Source organism: Gimesia panareensis (assembly GCF_007748155.1).
GTDB lineage: Bacteria > Planctomycetota > Planctomycetia > Planctomycetales > Planctomycetaceae > Gimesia > Gimesia panareensis.
In genome coordinates, this window is record NZ_CP037421.1 from 1,322,583 (window position 1) to 1,340,706 (window position 18,124).

An 18,124-nucleotide genomic window follows, 5' to 3' on the forward strand; every position below is an offset into this window, starting at 1 on the left:
GGTCAGGGGACTCGGAGGACAAACGGGAAGCGGGCATCCTGTGCCAGATAGAAGCAGTTCAGCAGTAAGACCTGACGACTGTAGCGGTCGTAGCGTTTTTTCAGCGATAGTAAATCTACACTAACCGCCGGTTTTCAGTTCCGTTCCTGCTGGTAAAGGGCCGTCAGGAACTCTTCGATGCTCTTGAACTTCTGGCCTTCCTCTGCCATCGTTTCCACCTTGGAACGGGCTTCATTGGCAGAATAACCCAGGCTGAGCAGCGCTTCATAGGCCTCACCAAAGACATCTGTCTGGGCTTCGTCGGCGGGAAATTCTTTCGCGACAATCAGGGCGAACTTGGCCATTTTGCGGCGGAGCTTGGCGACGATCCGCTCTGCCACAGCCGGTCCGATGCCGGGCAGTGTGGTCAGCTGCTTGATATCTTTTTCTTCGATCGCCGTTGCCACCTCTTTCACGGGGCGTACCATCGCCCGCAATGTTTTTTTGACACCCACGCCATCCACTGAGCAAACCAGCTCAAAGAATTCCCGTTCCGCATGACTCATGAAACCGATCATCCGCGGTGTCAGGCGTCCCTTCTGCGGATTGCCTTCAATGTACTCAATGGTTTTGAGGCTGACTTCCTGCCCGATCAGTGGTTGCAACTGGCGGCGGACAAACTCGGGAATAAATACTTCGTAGTCGAACGCCCCCACCGAGATGATGGCTTCGGTCAGGCTCAGTTCAATCAGTTGGCCGCGGATGTTGGTAATCATAAGAATGCTGTTCTCAGGAAAAAAGAAATGTCAAATCAGAGGCAGGCCACACGAATCGTGTGGTAGTGGCACAGGGCCGCAGCAAAGGCATCGGCGACATCGTTCGGCTCCAGGATCGTCTTCAGACCCAACTCGGTTTTGATGGCGTGCTGCATCTGTTCCTTCGAAGCGCGACCATTGCCTGTGATCAGTCGTTTGATCTGTGTGGGAGTATAATGCGCCACAGGCACGCCGGCATCGTGGGCGGCAAACAGAATCGCCCCCCGGGCATGTGCCATGATGATCGAACTCTTGGGAAACTTCGGAGTCGTAAAGACCTGTTCGATCACCATCACATCGGGGCGATATTCATCGATCACTTCCCGGATGCCCGATGCAATCTCATGTACCCGCGCCGCCAGGTTCATCTCCTGGTTTGAACGAATGATGCCCCCTTCACACAGCACCGGACCTTTGGCCGACTGCTCCAGCAGGGCGTAACCCGTACGCTGCAGGCCCGGGTCGATACCCAGGTACCGTGTGGCAGGTGTCAACTCTTCATCATCCATTGTCGAGTTTGCCTTTGTGTGTGGTTCAATCGACTCCCTGCGGAGCGTTCCGAAATCCGGGACTTAACCCCGCCGCCACAAACTGCCTTCGGGGCGGTCCTCCACGGTGATCTCGCACGCGGCCAGTCCATCGCGGATTTTATCGGCGATGTCCCAGTTCTTACTGGCGCGGGCATCCTTGCGGATCTCGATGATCAGTTCCATCAACTGGTTGACCAGGCCATCGTCGGCACCCTGGTCTTTAACGGGAGCTTTGCGGAACACACCCAGCAGGTTCGAGAGTTCCTTCAGCAGGCAGGCACCTGTCTTCAGGGCTTCTACCATCTGCTGATTTTCTTTCCCGGCCCCGTCCAGCTTTTGATCGTGAATCAGGGCATTCAACGCGGAACGCAGTTCGAACAAAACGCCGATGGCACCACTGGTGTTGAAATCGTCATCCATCGCTTCCCAGAAACGCTGACGGAGCTCGGCCAGTTGCTGGAAGTATTCAGCAGGTTCTCCTTCCAGTGCGACAGACTCTTCCCGTTTCTGGGCAGCCGGCAGATCGTAAAAACTGTCGCCGGTGATCCGTTCAAATGTTTCAAAGAAGCGGTAAAAGCCTTCGATGCCTTTGCCAGTCTCCCGGATATTCTCATCGCTGAAAGCAATCGGGCTGCGGTAATGCGTCGACAGCAGAAACAGCCGCACGATTTCCGGCGGATGGATCGCGAACAGTTCCTTCACGGAAGCGGCTCCCTTGGAACCGGACAGCTTGTCTGCTTCCTGGGCCTGTTGATCCACGACCACATCACCATGACGGTCATGCTGTCCGCCCACCTTACCGGCTGCGTCACTGGCCTGCATCAGACCATTGTGCACCCAGTAGCGGACGTAAGATTTTCCCGTGCAGCATTCGGACTGCGCCCGTTCGTTTTCGTGATGGGGGAACATCAGATCCAGACCACCACCATGGATATCAAAGGAATCGCCCAGCAGTTTGCGACTCATCGCCGAACATTCAATGTGCCACCCGGGACGCCCCGGACCCCAGGGACTGTCCCACGCCGGTTCTCCCGGTCGTGATTTCTTCCACAGGGCAAAGTCGGCGGGATTCTTTTTCTTGTCATTGGCTTCCACGCGGGTGCCGGCAATCATTTCTTCGATCTTACGACCGCTCAGGCAACCGTAGTTGCTGTCTGACTCAGCCGAGAAATAAACGTCGCCGTCCAGCGGATAGGCGTGACCCTGATCGATCAGCGACTGGATGATTTCCAGCATGGCATCGATATAGTCGGTCGCTTTGGGAAAATCGGTAATCGTGTCGATGCCCATGATCTCCAGGTTGTCGAAGTAATCCTGGGTCATCTCGGCTGCCAGCTTCTCGACGGTGGTGTTCATCTCGGCTGCCCGGTTGATCAGCTTGTCGTCAATGTCGGTGATGTTATTGACAAACTTGACTTCGTAGCCGTTGTATTTCAGATAGCGGGCAATGGTGTCAATGATCACCGGGCCGACCATGTGGCCAATATGCGAATGTTTGTAAACCGTGGGGCCGCAGAGATAAATGCCGACCTTCCCTGGTTTGATCGTCTGGAAATCTTCTTTTTTGCGACTCAGTGTGTTGTAAATTCTTAGCGTCATGTTCCTGGATACCTGAATTTCTTCCTGTTCTCAAATTTGAGTTTTAACGTCGCAGCAGAACGACAGCATCGGCGGTCATCGCTTCCTGTCGACCGACCGGCCCGACCCGTTCTCCCGTTTTGGCTTTAATGTTGACCTGTTGTTCGTCGAGCTGCAGGGTCTCTGCAACCGACTTGCGTATCTGTGGTTTGTAGCTGGCTAGTTTAGGACGTTCTGCCGAAATTGTGCAATCCAGGTTTAAGATTTGCCAGCCCGCCTGCTGAACTTCTGCAAAGGCAGTCTGCAGCAGTTTCCGCGAATCGGCACCTTTCCATTGCGGGTCGGTGTTGGGAAACATCTCGCCGATGTCACCCAGTCCCGCGGCTCCCAGCAGGGCATCGGTAATTGCATGCAGCAGCACGTCCGCATCGCTGTGTCCGACCAGACCCAGTTCAAAATCAATCCGCACCCCACCCAGAATCAGCGGGTATTCGGCCTGCAGCCGGTGACAGTCCTGACCATAGCCGACACGCAGGTCGGGGGTCTGTTCCTTAAAAGATTGAGTGGTCATGGGTTTTGTTCGCAGTTCTGATTCAAAATCGAACCGGTTTCTCAAAGTAAACTGTTCTGTTGAATATCTGTTTCATTCGGGGGAGTGAAAGCACGCAGATCATAGCTGGAGCTGTCAAACAAGGCAATATGAGCCGGTGCTGTGAAAGAATTCCCCCAGAATTCCCCCAGGATTCCCGGCTGGAATACCACATTTTCCGGCCGCCAGGCGACTGACCGCGGCACGCTGCAATTTCAAATTGACATAAATCCTGATTAGGGTTAGACTCCCCATCCCTTCCCGTCCTTCGGACAACTGCATTTCCAGCGTTCTTCGCTCAAACCAGATCTCTGACCCTTTCCATGAAGCTCGTATCCCTCAAATTCTGTTTCCTGTTTGTGACGCTGGCCTGGCTGGCTGTTGTGGTCACCGGCTGCGCCCTGATGCGCGAGGGAGCCGTTCTGGGACTGGGTAAGTATACGGAAACGAAGACAGCCAACAAGCTACCATCCATACCCGTATCTCAGGACGCGATGCAGGTCGAAATCGTGTTCATCGAACGGCCCGTAACCGACCCCTTGCTCGGGTCAGCCCTCTGGAACGAAGTGGATGAAATCGGAGCCATCGAACTGGCCGATCAGGAAAGTCTGAACCAGAACGGCCTGCGGGTCGGCCATGTGAGTTCGGTGCCCCCCATGGCACTGCAGACCCTGCTGGGTTTAAAATCCCATCTGGGCGGGATCAACAAAGAAGACGAATCGCTATTGCTCTCCGGCAGGCGGCTGATGTTACGCTCCGGCGTTCCGACCGATATTCAGACCAGTTCTCTGTTTGAAAAATGCAGTCTGAAACTGATCACTGATGACGATGACGAGCCCGTTTCGGTAAAAGACTTCGAACAGGCCCGCTGCGTCTTCCGTGTCAAAGCGCACAAGGTACAGGATGGCTGGGCCCGCCTCGAATTTACTCCCGAAGTGCACTATGGGGCACAGCAGCTCAGACGCACTGCCACCAACATCGGCTGGCAGCTCGAAAATCGCCAGAACACCAGCCCGCTCTACAATCAGAAATTTGAAGTCACTCTGAACGTCGGCGAAATGGCCATCATCACGGCGACCGACGAAGTGTCGCCGCACTCAGCCGGTAAACTCTTCTTCCGCGGCGAAGGACCGAAAGCGGACATCCAGAAGATCCTCGTGGTCCGCCTGGCCAACATGTCCAAGATGGATGTGACCCGCTCGAAGTAATCGCTCTCAGCGCAAAAAAAAAGTGAGCTGCCCCGTGTGGAGACAGCTCACCTGATTTCAGCATCCGATCGATCTATCAGCGGGATTAAACCTTGCCGAAGATCGTTTTGCCGGTGGAGTACAGATCGTCGCAGGCTTCGCCCATACGCTGGACAACGCCCATCTCGGCAGATTTGAGGTAGCTCCGTGGATCGTAGGTCTTCTTGTTTCCGACTTCACCATCGATCTTCAGCACGCCATCGTAGTTTTTCATGATGTGATCTACGACAGGACGGGTGAAGGCATACTGGGTGTCGGTGTCGATATTCATCTTTACCACACCGTAATCCAGTGTTTCCCGCAGCTGTTCTTCAGGAGTTCCTGAACCGCCGTGGAAGACCAGGTCGAATTCGGCTTCTTTACCGTATTTCGCCATGACCGCTTCCTGGCCGGCTTTCAGAATTTCCGGACGCAGTTTGACGGCACCCGGTTTGTAGCTGCCGTGCACGTTTCCAAAGGTCGCGGCAAACATGTAACGTCCCAGACCGTTGAGGGCTTCGTATACAGCAACCATGTCTTCGGGAGTCGTATAGAGTTTGTCGGCCGGCTGATCAGAGTGATCCACGCCGTCTTCTTCACCACCGACAACACCCGCTTCCACTTCCAGAATGATTTCATTCGCGGCACACAGCTTCAGCAGTTCGACCGACAGTTCCAGGTTTTCTTTCAAAGGCAGTTCCGAAGCGTCCAGCATGTGAGACTGGAACAGGTTCGGCAGGCCTGCTTCCCGGCGACGTGCGGTTTCTGCAATCAGCGGCTTCAGGAAGGAATCGACTTTGCCGGGCTGACAGTGGTCGGTGTGCAGCGCAATCAGCACATCGTATTTTTCTGCCAGGCGATGGGTGGCTTCGGCCAGAATGATTGCACCCAGAACCGCGTCCTTCTGATCCAGACCGGAAGCGAACTGACCGCCACCGGTGGAGACCTGAATAATTCCGTCTGATTTTTTATCAGCAAATGCTTTGAGGGCTCCGTTGATGGTGGGCAGCGAGGTCACATTCATCGCGGGATAGGCATAGCTACCCTCTTGAGCGGCATCCAGCATCGCTGCGTATTGAGCTGGGGTGGCAATCGGCATTGTTTTTTCCTGTTCAATTAAAAAGTTGAAAATATGATGATTCTGAATGCAGTCAGTCAATCAGTGGCTTCCCACAGCATGACCCTGATCTGTCTGCAACGCTCTCCCGGATCAGACGACAGGTTGTTTTCATCACCGCGGACGAGCAGCAGAGCGCCGGAGAGAGTTTAGCAGAGAATGGTATCAGGCTTCCGGCCATTCAGAACGTGTTACCCAGAGCATTCAAACGTTGAGACAGCTTTTCACTCTGTTTCTATACTGTTTATTATCAAGTTCTGCCCGCGCCTTCAAGTGTGCAGCGCTGCCACAAATACGATTGTCTGCGGATGCCGGCAGCACAAACCGAACAGTCTGCCTATGGTGAGACAGTCAAAGGACTTAGTTTTGGAACTTTCTTCACTAATTCCGTCCCGAGGTCGCCGGTTCCACGCCAATTGTCGGGTCGGCTTCGAGCCCGCCCGTCTGCTGATACAGCTTGGGTTCGGGCGTATAGGCAATCACGCGTAAATCGTCGAACAGGATTGCCCCCAGACCATACAGATACAGCGACAGGGTGAATTTTTCGCTGCGGGGGACTTCCCGGATCACGTCGATTTTCTGCCAGCTGCCCTGGTTTTTCCAGTGTAAGGCGCCTCCCGGCCCCATAATGCTGTCTTCCAGCGCGGCTCCTTTTGTATGACCGGTAATCGACGAAGTCACCTTCACCCAACCGGTGATGTGCAGGATCTGTCCGCTGCGCACTTCCAGCGGAGGCGTGGTGACTTTCACCAGCGGGTCCTCAATATACGCCGGCACTTCTCCCCGGTTGAGCGGAGCTGCCAGCAGGCGCAGACTGAAATAGCCCGATTTCCGGTCTCGGGGATACAGTTCCGCGATGGCCTGGGTCCCTTCGATCGGGTTGGGTTCGTGCTGCCACCCTTCGGCGGTCATCGTGTCGATATCTTCGAACTCGCCCGAACGCAGCAGGTTGGATTGGATCTTCCCGGAACTGCGACCGATCTGTTCGATCATTTTCCAGTGGTCAGGCAGGGTACTGTAGGCAATCGTATAAGGGCTGGTGACCGCGGAAGTGAAATTGCGGGTCGCTTCCCGCCACTGGCTCCGCTGCAGGATCCGCAGTAGCTGCATCGCGTCGCGGGCCTGTGTCCGGGCGCCATGATAGTCCTGGTTGGACAGTGACTGTTCCGACTGCGCCGACAGTTTCCGGGCCCGACCCAGGATGGCCGGTCCATCCAGGCGGGCAATCTGGCTGACGCCCATATTCACCAGCTCAGCATTGGTCTGTTCGCAGCGTTTAAGTTTGGCACGGCTCATCTGCACGCAGGCTTCCGCAGACTGGGCACGCATACCCGCGATCTTCCGACGCAGATTATCGATCAGCCCCTGATCTGAAGTCATGATGATGATGGAAGTCATATCAAATTTGGGAATGCGGATCTGCACGCCCCCACTGACCCGCTTCCGGTCCAGGTTACGGATTTCCGTTGTGCTCACTTCCCAGACTGAGGCAGAGACATTCCCGCCGGGAATCACGATCGTCGCATCATTCCCCGCCATCTGGTCAGGGACAAACTGGGCCCCCTGTCGGAACCAGACCGGCAGAATCAGGGTGCCGTATTCGGAGTGAATCACCGCGGCCTGCAGTTCTTCTGCCGCCTGTTTTTCCCGGAGCAGCTGCATTTCCCGTTCTGCCAGACGCTCATCGCGCAACAGACGCTCCTGACCGGAATTCTTAAAGTCAGCTCCCAGCTGCCCGATGTGTGGCGTTTCGCGCTGTCTCAGTTGGAAAGGTACATGGGAGATGACCGTCCCCGTCGCCAGCCACGGTTCAATCAGATCAATTTCCAGATTCAACTGTCGGATCGCCATTTTCCGTTCCAGTGCCCCCGGAGCAGAAGTCTCATCCAGGCGGCTGGTCGTCCAGTAGCCGGCCGCGCGGCAGCCTGCGGACAGGGCCGCATAAGCCTGCAGGCGAATCTGTTCGGGCTCGATCACAATCGGCAGCTTATTCGCGGTCTCCCGCCACTGGCTGTTCGCCGGCGTCGCTTCTGTCTGAATCCAGGTCCAGAGAAATCGACCCGGGGCAATCTGCGTTTTCCCGATCAACGTATCCCGGTAATCCAGAAAGTTGATATCGCTGTTCAAAATGCGCGGGCTGGAGCCGGTCATCGATACTTCACGCGAGATCTGTCGTTCTTTCCCCTGCACGTCGGCCATGATCGGCCGCTTAAACTGCTGGTCGGCACTCTGGATCTGTCCCACCCGGCTGCGAATTTCAGTCCACTGATTGCCGGGGATTTGCGTTCCCAGATTCCAGAAGATGATCGGTGCGGTCTGCTCATCAAAGGGGATCAGCGTCGCATCCCGCGAAGGCAGAAAGTCACCATGCTGATCCTGGGGACGCGGCGGAGTCGCCATCGCCCACAGACCCTGGCTCCGCAATTGTTCCAGAAATTGATAATCGTCAAACCGGGGTGCCCAGATGACATTCAAACCCTCCTGTTTCAGCTCAGCCAGGTTTTCGCCATGATAGCGGGACATGCGCGGAAACATCGGTTTGCCCTGCAACTGGACCCGGTCCAGCAGGAACTCGACGATCGGCTTGACCTCGTCCTTATTCATCGCAGCAGCGGTCTCCAGTACCGTCTGGTTGGGATGCACAATCGGCGAGAGCTTCAGGTCGTCCAGCAGGAACTCGACCTTGTCCGAAGAAGAACGGGTCACGACCAGTACCCGTTCGACATACATTTCCCGTGTATCCAACTGACGCAGCTTGCTCCGTCCCCGCAACAGACCCAGCGACTGATTCACCAGTGATTCGCTGGTCGTGCACTTCAGCTTCTGCCATTGACCCTCATCGGTATAAGTGTCTCCGATCAGGTAGATCCGGGCCGTGGCACCGGTCTCCGGATCAATCTGGTGCGGCAGTACCGCTTCCAGCCCGATGCGTGTGCCCCGCCGATTCGATTTCAGCCAGAGGGACACCGTCAGCTCATTGATAATCCGACTGGCCGGTAACCCGTGTGACAGTTCGATCAGCGATCCCAGATTGCCGGTCGAAACTTGCAGGTGTTCGCAGGCCGCTCCGGAGTGATGCACGGTCGTGTTACGAACATGCCAGTTTTTCTGGGCCTGAGACGGATCGATACGAACCTGCCAGCTGACGCGGGAGGTATCGTCGAAACCAGCCTCATAAGTCTCCGCGCGCAACCTCAGCGGTGCTGATAAGACCAGCGGGAGAACGAGCAGCAGCACCCACGTTCTTGGAATCAGTTCACAGATTTTTCCTGGCATCAAAGCCTGTTCTCAGCCCCATCCTGGGATAAAAAATATCTTGAAACTGAACCGGCTCGTCCGATTTACATCGGTCGCCGGGGCAGAAATCATTCGAATCGTAAACGAAGCGGGAGTCATACTTTTCCCAGCTTTTCCAGACAGATCACCGTTCAGCATTCTTAACGAATTGTTGAACCCTGTCCGATTTTTGTTGCAGTTCAACAACAGCAGCGTTGTTAAAATGCAACCAGTCGGCAAATTGCCTGAAAATAGCAATAAACCTCGGGGATTTTAGAAGATTTTTCAAACTGAGCCAAGACGAAGCCGCTCTTTTTTGCGAAACTGAGTGAACAGACGTATTGAAGAGTGGAATCTCTAAGTCGCTGGAAAGTAACAGGTTAATGTAAATTGTTAATTAAAGATTCATATTCGGCATGAAATCTGTTCTATTGATAACTGAGTTTTCCATGTGAATTATGGACTGGCCTGCAATCACTGGCTTCAACTTAGAAATACAAACTGATGAATACACGAATGACAGACGACTCCGACAGTGCAAGCCTCCCACGCGAAGTCATCGATCTTGGTAAAAAAATTGCCGAGCTGCCTCGCGAGCACCAGTTACAGTTGGAAGTCTCCTATTCCCGCGTGGTTGAATCCGTCAAACGCCGCCGACGCATTCTCGGACTGATTCAGGAAGCCCTTGCCCAACTCCGCCTGGATGTGAAGTATCTCATGTTCGATCTTGATATCACGAAAAAAGAACGTGACGAACTCAAAGCCCGGCTGGAAGAAACCTAAGCGACACGCTTCACCCCTCTGACTCTTGACCCTGATGGACCGCGGACGGCTTTCTTCTCGACCAGATCTGTGCCAGGATCGTTCCTGTCAACATGCACCCAAACATGTACAGGGCAGGGGGCAATGCGATCAAATCCCTGCCCTGAAACAGATCCCCCGCCAGCACCGCTCCCAGACCTGCGTTCTGCATCCCGACCTCCAGTGTCAATGCCCGCCGCTTTGCTTCATCCAGCTCAAAAGCCGCTCCTGCCAGATAACCTCCCAGGTACCCCAGCAGATTGATCACCAGCAGTGCGATCGTCAGCGAGAAAAAGACCTGCTGCAGTTTTGTCGCGTTCACACTGATAATCGTGGCGATGATCCACAGGATCGACAGATTGGCAAACGTGGCTCCATACCGTTGCATCACCCGTCGAAATGCAGCGACCTTCAACGACAAAACGTGACCGATCAACACCGGCAGAAACACTTGGGTCAGCAGCTGCAGAAAACTGTCCTGGGCCAGTTTCTTAGCGTCAATCTCCGTTCCAGAGACCGCCAGGTACAGAAACAGAGGCACCACCAGCGGCGAGAGCAGTGTCGCCGAAGTCGTCAGACAGACCGAATAACTCACATTCCCCCGAGCTAACAGCGTCAGCACGTTGGAAGCCATCGCGCCCGGCACACAACCCACCAGAACAATTCCGATCTGCAGTTCCGGCTGGTCCCTGAAAAACAGGCAGATCAGATAAGCCAGGCCCGGCATCAGCGTGTATTGCACAAATGTGCCACTCAACACGGTAGGCCAGCGCTGAAAGACTTCCTGGATTTCGTCGCGCGGCAGCAACGCTCCGATGATGAACATCGTCGCTGTGATTAAGTACCCCAGGTAAGGCTGAGAAGCGTGAAACGGATGAAAATCAAAGGGGACGAAATCATCCCAGAAGACCGCCACACCCGAGAGGAGAATCAGCCAGAGAAGCAGAAATCGTTGTAACATGGTTCACATTTCCAGACAGACGCTTGTTTCAGGATCGGATTATTCTATAAGGTTCACAGTCACCATCATTTGTTGACAGTCCTCGATCGGTTATGATTCCTGACTGTAAACAAAGCCTCCCTGAATTACTATGAACAGCACCAGAATGATGAATGCGGACCAGCTGGCTGATTTTGTCGCCGACTTCGAAGAACACGGGCAACTCGTCCGCGTCTCTGCTCCCGTCGAGACGGAACTCGAAATCGCCGCGATCACCGAACAGGTCCTCAAATTGCAGCAGACAGACCACGCGCCGGCACTCCTGTTCGATCACATCACCGGTCACAAGGTTCCCGTGCTCACCAATCTGTATGGCAGCCTGCCCCGCATGCTCCAGATTCTCCGCAGTGACAGTCTCGCTGCCGTCGCCGACCGCATCGCCGGTCTCGTCGCTCCGGATCTGCCCGAAGGCTGGCTCGATTCGCTCAAAATCATTCCCCAGTTCTCGCAACTGCTCAATATCAAGCCCCGCAGCGTCAAAACCGCCTCCTGCCAACAGGTTGTCAAACTGGGCCGCGATGTCAATCTGAGTGAATTCCCCCTGCTCAAGAACTGGCCCGACGAAGCACACCCCACAATCACCGCCGGTCAGATCGTCACGCAGGACCCCGATCTCAAGACCCGCTTTGTCAACGCGCGACCCATTCAGGTCATCTCCGATCAGCAGCTCGCCATCCGCTGGAGCCAGCACGACGCCGGCTATCAGCTCCTGCAGAAATACCAGGCCAACCAGCAGCAGATGCCCGTGGCGGTAGTCCTGGGCGGCGATCCGACCTGTCTCTATGCTGCTCATGCACCGCTCCCTTCCATCACCGATCCTTACGCGTTCAGCGGCTTCCTCCGCAACCAGGCAATCGAACTCGTTCGCGGTCGTAGTGTCGAACTCGAAGTCCCCGCCCAGGCGGAAATCGTAATGGAAGGCTTCATCGACACAACCTCAGATCCCGTTGAAGTCGGTCCTGTTGCCAACCCGACCGGTTATTACAGTTCACCAGCCGAAGTCTACCCGCTGCAGTTATCCGCGGTCACGCATCGCTCCAATCCGATCTGGCCGGCGCTGATCCCTGCTGCGCCGCCTTCTGAAGAAAACATGTTCGCCCAGGTCACCGCGCGACTCTTTCTCCCGCTGCTCAAGCTGCTGGTTCCCGAAATTGTCGACGTGCATTTCCCCCCCGCTGGTATGGGGCGCTACCTCCTGTTTGTGAGTATCCAGAAATCTTATCCGCATCAGGCCCGGCGCGTGGTGAATGCATTGTGGAGTCTGGAACGGTTACTATCATTAAAGATGATCGTGGTGGTCGACAGCGAGATTGACGTTCAGGACGAGCAGCTCGTCTGGTCGCGGGTCTGCACCAATGTGAATCCCGGACGGGACCTGATTTATTCCGAAGGGCCCGGCGACGACTACGATCACAGCATGCCGGTGCAGGGGATCGGGCATAAGCTCGGATTGGATGCGACCCGCAAATCCGCAGCGGAAGGGCACCCCCGTCCCTGGCCCGCCTCACTGAGCATGCCTGCGGACATTCAACAACAGGTCCAGAGCCGCCTGGATGAACTCGGCCTGGCCTGACACAAGAAGAATTGATTGAAACGTTATGAATGTAGATAAAACCGGCTCCCGTGTGCAGCAGATGTTTGGTGAGATCGCGCCTCGATATGATTTTATGAATCATTTCCTCTCGGGCGGCGTCGATTATTACTGGCGCTGGCGGACCGTTCGTAAAGTCACCCCCGCCGGCGAGGCACCCATCCTCGATGTCTGTACCGGTACCGGCGATCTGGCACTCTCGTACCTCAAGAAAACCCGGGGCAAAACCCGCGTCGTGGGAGCCGACTTCACCCACGAAATGCTGCAGCTCGCACTCACCAAAAACAAAAGCGACGCGCTCACCTTCCTCGAAGCCGACACGCAGCAGCTCCCCTTCAGTGATGACCAGTTTCAGATCGTCTCGGTCGCCTTCGGGCTCCGCAACGTCGCCGATACCCGGCAGGGGCTCAAAGAGATGATCCGCGTCTGTCAGCCCGGCGGTCAGGTCGCGGTCCTCGAATTTTCGATCCCCACCAACCCGCTGTTCCGCGCCTGCTATCAGTTCTATTTCAAACATATTCTGCCCCGCATGGGACAGCTGCTGGCCCGCAATCAGCAGTCCGCCTATAACTATCTGCCCGAATCGGTCTCGGAGTTCCCTTACGGCAAGGCACTCGCCGATCTCATGGATGAGTGCGGCCTGGAAGGAACCCGCTGGTATCCGCTGACTTTTGGTATCGCCACCCTGTATACCGGCGTCAAACCAGCCGCGGCCGCTTCTTAAGTTTTCGATCCAACCGCGAGGTACTCGCTCATGTCCAACAATGTCGTAGTCGCAGTCACCGGCGCCAGTGGCGCCATCTATGCCGTCCGCCTCGTCGAAGTCCTGATGGCCGCCGGCCGCACCGTGCACCTCACGATCAGCGCCGCTGCCGCACACGTCCTCAAGCACGAGCTCGGACTGAAAATCGATCTGGAAAACTTCGACCCCAAACAACTGCTCCCCGATCCCGACAATCAGCCCAGCGACAGCGTACTCAGTAAACTGAAACCCGCGAGCAGCGAAAGCTTCGCCCTCAGTTCCGTGCTCGGCGAAGCAGAGTTCCAGCACGGAGATCTGATCTACCATCATTACCAGGATTTTTCCGCGGGCATCGCCAGTGGATCCTTTCTGACCGAAGGCATGGTGATCTGCCCCTGTTCGATGGGCACGCTGGGCAGCATCGCCGCCGGTTCCGGCAGCAACCTGATTCATCGCGCCGCGGACGTGCACCTCAAGGAACGCCGCAAGCTGATCATCGTGGCCCGCGAAACACCGCTGGGACTGATCCCGCTGGAAAACATGGTCCGCCTCACCCAGGCAGGGGCCACGATCATGCCCGCTGCACCCGGTTTTTATCATAACCCGGTCACCATCCACGATCTGGTCGATTTCATCTCGGGACGCATCTGCGATCACCTCGAAATCAGACACGACATCCACCAGCGCTGGGGAAAATAAGCCCCGCGTTCCAGAGAAAACTGGTTCAACTCTGTTCATTATCGCACCACCCCTTCATTGCGATTCCACCCCGTTCCGGGTAAAAACAAGCTTGGAACAGGCACAACTTCACATCAATCGGACTGATCAGCTCATGGAACGGAACGCCGCCGTGCAATCGCTTTCCCGCATTCACCAACTCGATACCAGCGTGATTAATAAAATCGCTGCCGGGGAAGTCATCGAGCGGCCGGCCAGCGCGGTCAAAGAACTGCTCGACAACAGCATCGACGCCCTGGCGACCCGCATCGAAGTCGACATTATGAACGGCGGAGCCGATCTGATCCGCGTCGTCGATAACGGCGAAGGCATCCACCCCGATGACCTGCTGCTCGCTGTCTCCAGCCACGCTACCAGCAAAATATCGAGCGCCGACGATCTCTTCAGCGTGCAGACCATGGGGTTCCGGGGCGAAGCCCTCGCCTCGATTTCCGAAGTCAGCCGCTTCCGCATCCGTACCCGCACCGCCGACCAGACCCAGGGACTCGAATTCGAAGTCAACACCGGCACTCCCGGAAAACCGCAACCCTGTGGCTGCCCGCTGGGCACCTCCATCGAAGTCCGGCAGCTCTTCGCCAACACACCGGTCCGTCGCAAGTTCCTCAAAACCACCAAGACCGAATTCGGTCACATCAGTGAACAGTTCACCCGGGCCGCCCTTGCGCATCCCCGGCTCTACATGGTGCTCCGGCACAACAACAAGGTCATCTTCGATCTGCCCCCGTCCGAGAACCTCATCGATCGCCTCCGCCTGTTTTACGGCAAGAAACTGGCCGACCACCTGATCTGGGTCGAATCGGAAATGGAAGACGTCCGCATCTGGGGCTATGTCTCGCATCCCAGCGAAAACAAATCGACCCGCAAAGGGCAGTACCTGTTCCTTAACGGGCGCTGGATCCAGGACCGCACCCTGCAGCACGCGCTGACCGAAGCCTATCGCGGCCTGCTGATGGTCGGTCGCCAGCCGATCTCGTTCCTCTACCTCGACATGCCCGCCTCCATGGTCGACGTCAACGTGCATCCCACGAAATCCGAAGTCCGCTTCCGCGACAGCCAGTCGCTCTACCGACAACTGCTCTCCACACTCCGCAGCCAGTTTCTCGGCATGGACCTCCAGTCGCAGATGTCGCTGACGAAGAAGGGGGACATTCCCGATCCGATTCAGTCGACCGGTCCCACACCCGAACAGAAACAGACGCAGCTGGAGCTCACCACCTGGGCCAAAGAGCAGCTCAAACAGATCTCGGACGATCTTCCAGATCAGAAAATGGGCGGCGAGGCCCGCATGATTTCGCCTCCCTCCGATCTGGCGGCCCCCTTTACCGCAGCCGATGCGATCCCCCTTTCGCACTTCCAGCAGCAGCGGGAACAGGCAGGAGCAGGGGAGCACGCCGCTCCCGCACCGGCAGAACCCGCGGCCCCGTTTATTCCCGATGATATCGAGCGGCCCGCAGATCAATTCGCCGAAGCCGCTACCGCGGACCTCAGACCGATTCAGGTCCTCAACTGCTACATCGTCGTCGAAATCAAAGGTGCGCTGACCATCATCGATCAGCACGCACTGCACGAGCGGATCATGTACGAGTACTTCCGCAAACGCGTCCTCGCCCAGTCGGTCGAAGCACAAAAGCTGCTCGTCCCCTTGACCATCGAAATGAGCGCCAAAGAAACCGCCCTCATCCTCGATCATGCCGAGATGCTCGCCAGCTTCGGGCTTGGCATCGAAGAGTTCGGCGGCAACACGCTGCTGGTCACCAGTTATCCCGTGATGCTGAAAAAGGCGAACCTCGAACAGCTCATCCGCGACATCGCCGACAACCTGGACAACGCGAAGCAACCCTCCCGCCGAGACCTGCTGGATGAACTGATCACCATGATGTCCTGTAAAGCCGCCATCAAAGCGGGGCAGCGACTGACGCAGGAAGAAATATTGAGCCTGCTCGAACAGCGGCACCTGATCGATGACGCCCACCACTGTCCCCACGGTCGTCCCTCCGCACTGGTGCTCAGCCACGCCGAACTCGATCGCCAGTTCGGACGCATGGGCTGAACGGCTCACGCTATCCTCCGTACCTGTTGATCGCGAACTCACATCTGTCTCCGGTTCTGAATAAATTGAACTTGATCCACTCCCCGCCGAATCGTACAACTCCTGGTTATGCGTCGCGCGCGAGAGCACGCCTGTTTTCGATAGTGAATCTGCCGCGCTGGTTCCAGACAATCACTGGAACATCCACCGATTTTTCCAGTTTTTCACCTGTTCTTTCCGCATACCTTCGCTCTGTACCGTGTCGTTTTTTTCCAGTTTGAACCACTTTCGGTCACTCCTCTCCCGCTTAGTCCCGCATAAAACCAATTCTGGAACGGGTCCCCGCATAACTCCTCTTGACTCCCCCGCGCCCTTCAGCAGAATCTCGATCACCAATTGACAAGGATGTGTGCAAATCACAAGTAGGGGCGACCCTGTGTGGTCGCCCGCCCAACAGAGATCGATTCAAAGTGCAACAAAAGGGATACCGGATCAGCCCGAATGCAATTCGGGCCGAGCGTAGCGAGCAGGAAACCGACAGAGATTTATTTCGATCCAGCATTACAATTCATCCCGGAAAAGCAGGGGAGGACCCACGTGTCCTCCCGCCTGGCGACGCATAATCGACTTTCAACTCACAAGGGGAGCAGGGAAGACCGTCCCACCCTGAGCGGAATGGCGCTAGCCACCGGTTCTAGAGTCATCGTCGACCTGAGAAACCAGCGGCTAGGTAGCGTTTATTTAATCGTTTTCAGCGTGATCATGAAGTCGACAGCGTTAGCTCTGTCGGTATTCACCGTGGCCAAGGGTATGCTGTGACTCTTGTTTTCAGGACTTCAACAGCAGAAAAGCAAAATTAGCCGCAGGGCGTTAGCCCCGGTTGAAACGACTTTGGGATATCACATCCGAATTAAGAAACGCTACCTAGCGCCTTGCCGCTCAAAAAACGTAGGGGAGGCCCCACGTGTCCTCCCGCCTCGAGACTTTCTATTGGAATCAGACTCTCAAGGGAAACCGCATTGATCTCCCCCCCCCAACTACCAACCAGAAATCCTACCCATCGGCTCGGCCCGGGAAAGGTGAATAAACACACCCGGTTCCCTGTGCACATCATGCACTTCTCTGTAGCATGAATGGTATTCCGTCGAACGGGAACAACTCTTAAGAATTTCAGCATTGATTCAACGACGTTTTCTAAGGAACCAGGCGCGTGCTCACAGAAACCTGGGTGGCTCAACCCGATCTGAAACTGAATTATGTAATCGGTCCGGAGACGGCGGCTCCGCTCATACTGCTGCATGGCGTGACACGCCGCTGGCAATCCTTCCTCCCCCTCATGGGCCCGCTGGGCGTGCATCGGCAACTGATCGTCCCCGATATGCGCGGCCATGGCCTGTCATCCCGACCGGAAAGCGGCTACCTCGTTCGGGATTATGCCGCTGATATCACTGCCTTCGTCAAAGATCGCGACCAGCCGGTCGCCCTGTATGGCCACTCCTTAGGCGCGCTCGTGGCTGCCGCTGTGGCTGCGGAAATTCCGGAACAGGTGACAGCGGTAATCCTGGAAGATCCCCCCTTCAATACGATGAATGAAAACATCGCCGCCACGACCTTCCACAGCTTTTTCAAAGCCATGCGAACCTTTGCAGGCGACCAGCGCTCGATTCACGAAATAGCCAGAGACCTGGCAGAGGTCCGCCTTTACAATCCGGACAACGGTGCAGAATACAGACTGGGCGACCTGCGCGACGGAGTTTCACTGCGGTTTACCGCAGGCTGTCTGCAGCAACTTGATCCCGCGGTCCTGTTACCCATCGTGGAAGGACGCTGGCTGGAAGGCCATGACACGGAGTCCGTGTTTCGTCAACTCTCCTGCCCGGCTCTGTTGATCCAGGCCGATGCCACAGCGGGAGGCATGCTGCCAGACGACGATGCGGCTCAGTTGGAAACATGGTCTGACAGTCTGACACGGATCAAAGTCCCCGGGACAGGGCACCTGGTTCACTGGGCCGCGACACAACAGGTCGTCAACCAGGTGCTGGGATTCCTGGCAACCACCTGACGGAAATCAACTGGCGAGATCACGTAGCCAAATCTTCTTTAGGAGCACTCA

14 protein-coding genes are annotated in these 18,124 nt (G+C 56.0%); 7 read left to right on the top strand and 7 right to left on the bottom strand.

Annotated elements, in window-relative coordinates; translation table 11 throughout:
- Window positions 1–134: 134 nt before the first annotated feature.
- The 4 genes from ruvA to ispF form a co-directional block, all read right to left on the bottom strand.
- Entirely contained in the window at window positions 135–755 is a 621-nt protein-coding gene (ruvA, locus tag Enr10x_RS05095) for a Holliday junction branch migration protein RuvA (RefSeq protein WP_145104619.1), read from the bottom strand.
- Window positions 756–790: 35 nt separating this feature from the next.
- On the bottom strand, window positions 791–1,303 hold the full coding sequence (ruvC, locus tag Enr10x_RS05100; RefSeq protein ID WP_145104621.1) for a crossover junction endodeoxyribonuclease RuvC: 513 nt from the start codon (window positions 1,301–1,303) through the stop codon (window positions 791–793).
- 63 nt (window positions 1,304–1,366) lie between these two features.
- Window positions 1,367–2,923 carry a cysteine--tRNA ligase gene (gene cysS / locus Enr10x_RS05105; RefSeq protein WP_145104623.1) on the bottom strand — a complete coding sequence of 519 codons (1,557 nt, stop codon included), beginning with the start codon at window positions 2,921–2,923 and terminating at the stop codon, window positions 1,367–1,369.
- A 43-nt stretch (window positions 2,924–2,966) separates the two neighbouring features.
- The gene (gene ispF / locus Enr10x_RS05110) at window positions 2,967–3,473 is read right to left on the bottom strand and encodes a 2-C-methyl-D-erythritol 2,4-cyclodiphosphate synthase (protein WP_197997485.1); all 507 of its coding nucleotides are present in this window, start codon (window positions 3,471–3,473) and stop codon (window positions 2,967–2,969) included.
- 341 nt (window positions 3,474–3,814) lie between these two features.
- On the opposite strand from ispF, the gene Enr10x_RS05115 reads away from it, so the two are divergent.
- On the top strand, window positions 3,815–4,699 hold the full coding sequence (locus tag Enr10x_RS05115; protein WP_145448329.1) for a hypothetical protein: 885 nt from the start codon (window positions 3,815–3,817) through the stop codon (window positions 4,697–4,699).
- 85 nt (window positions 4,700–4,784) lie between these two features.
- Here the strand turns inward: Enr10x_RS05115 and fbaA are convergent, their stop codons facing one another.
- Window positions 4,785–5,816, bottom strand: coding sequence for a class II fructose-bisphosphate aldolase (fbaA, locus tag Enr10x_RS05120; RefSeq protein WP_145448330.1), 1,032 nt, complete (start codon window positions 5,814–5,816; stop codon window positions 4,785–4,787).
- Window positions 5,817–6,215: 399 nt separating this feature from the next.
- On the bottom strand, window positions 6,216–9,110 hold the full coding sequence (locus tag Enr10x_RS05125) for a hypothetical protein (RefSeq protein ID WP_145448331.1): 2,895 nt from the start codon (window positions 9,108–9,110) through the stop codon (window positions 6,216–6,218).
- Between the two features lie 516 nt (window positions 9,111–9,626).
- Here Enr10x_RS05125 and Enr10x_RS05130 point away from each other — a divergent pair.
- Window positions 9,627–9,893 carry a transcriptional regulator gene (locus tag Enr10x_RS05130; RefSeq protein WP_232093236.1) on the top strand — a complete coding sequence of 89 codons (267 nt, stop codon included), beginning with the start codon at window positions 9,627–9,629 and terminating at the stop codon, window positions 9,891–9,893.
- A gap of 10 nt (window positions 9,894–9,903) precedes the next feature.
- Here the strand turns inward: Enr10x_RS05130 and Enr10x_RS05135 are convergent, their stop codons facing one another.
- A complete protein-coding gene (locus Enr10x_RS05135) occupies window positions 9,904–10,872 on the bottom strand; it encodes a bile acid:sodium symporter family protein (RefSeq protein ID WP_145448333.1) in 969 nt (322 codons plus the stop codon).
- Window positions 10,873–11,002: 130 nt separating this feature from the next.
- Here Enr10x_RS05135 and Enr10x_RS05140 point away from each other — a divergent pair, with 130 nt between their 5' ends.
- The 5 genes from Enr10x_RS05140 (at window position 11,003) to Enr10x_RS05160 (ending at window position 18,073) form a co-directional block, all read left to right on the top strand.
- Window positions 11,003–12,484 carry a UbiD family decarboxylase gene (locus Enr10x_RS05140; RefSeq protein WP_145448334.1) on the top strand — a complete coding sequence of 494 codons (1,482 nt, stop codon included), beginning with the start codon at window positions 11,003–11,005 and terminating at the stop codon, window positions 12,482–12,484.
- Between the two features lie 25 nt (window positions 12,485–12,509).
- Window positions 12,510–13,226 carry a bifunctional demethylmenaquinone methyltransferase/2-methoxy-6-polyprenyl-1,4-benzoquinol methylase UbiE gene (gene ubiE, locus Enr10x_RS05145; protein ID WP_145448335.1) on the top strand — a complete coding sequence of 239 codons (717 nt, stop codon included), beginning with the start codon at window positions 12,510–12,512 and terminating at the stop codon, window positions 13,224–13,226.
- 30 nt (window positions 13,227–13,256) lie between these two features.
- The gene (locus tag Enr10x_RS05150) at window positions 13,257–13,943 is read left to right on the top strand and encodes a UbiX family flavin prenyltransferase (protein WP_145104639.1); all 687 of its coding nucleotides are present in this window, start codon (window positions 13,257–13,259) and stop codon (window positions 13,941–13,943) included.
- Window positions 13,944–14,076: 133 nt separating this feature from the next.
- A complete protein-coding gene (gene mutL / locus Enr10x_RS05155) occupies window positions 14,077–16,032 on the top strand; it encodes a DNA mismatch repair endonuclease MutL (protein WP_145104641.1) in 1,956 nt (651 codons plus the stop codon).
- 1,189 nt (window positions 16,033–17,221) lie between these two features.
- On the top strand, window positions 17,222–18,073 hold the full coding sequence (locus tag Enr10x_RS05160; protein WP_145448336.1) for an alpha/beta fold hydrolase: 852 nt from the start codon (window positions 17,222–17,224) through the stop codon (window positions 18,071–18,073).
- Window positions 18,074–18,124: the final 51 nt, after the last annotated feature.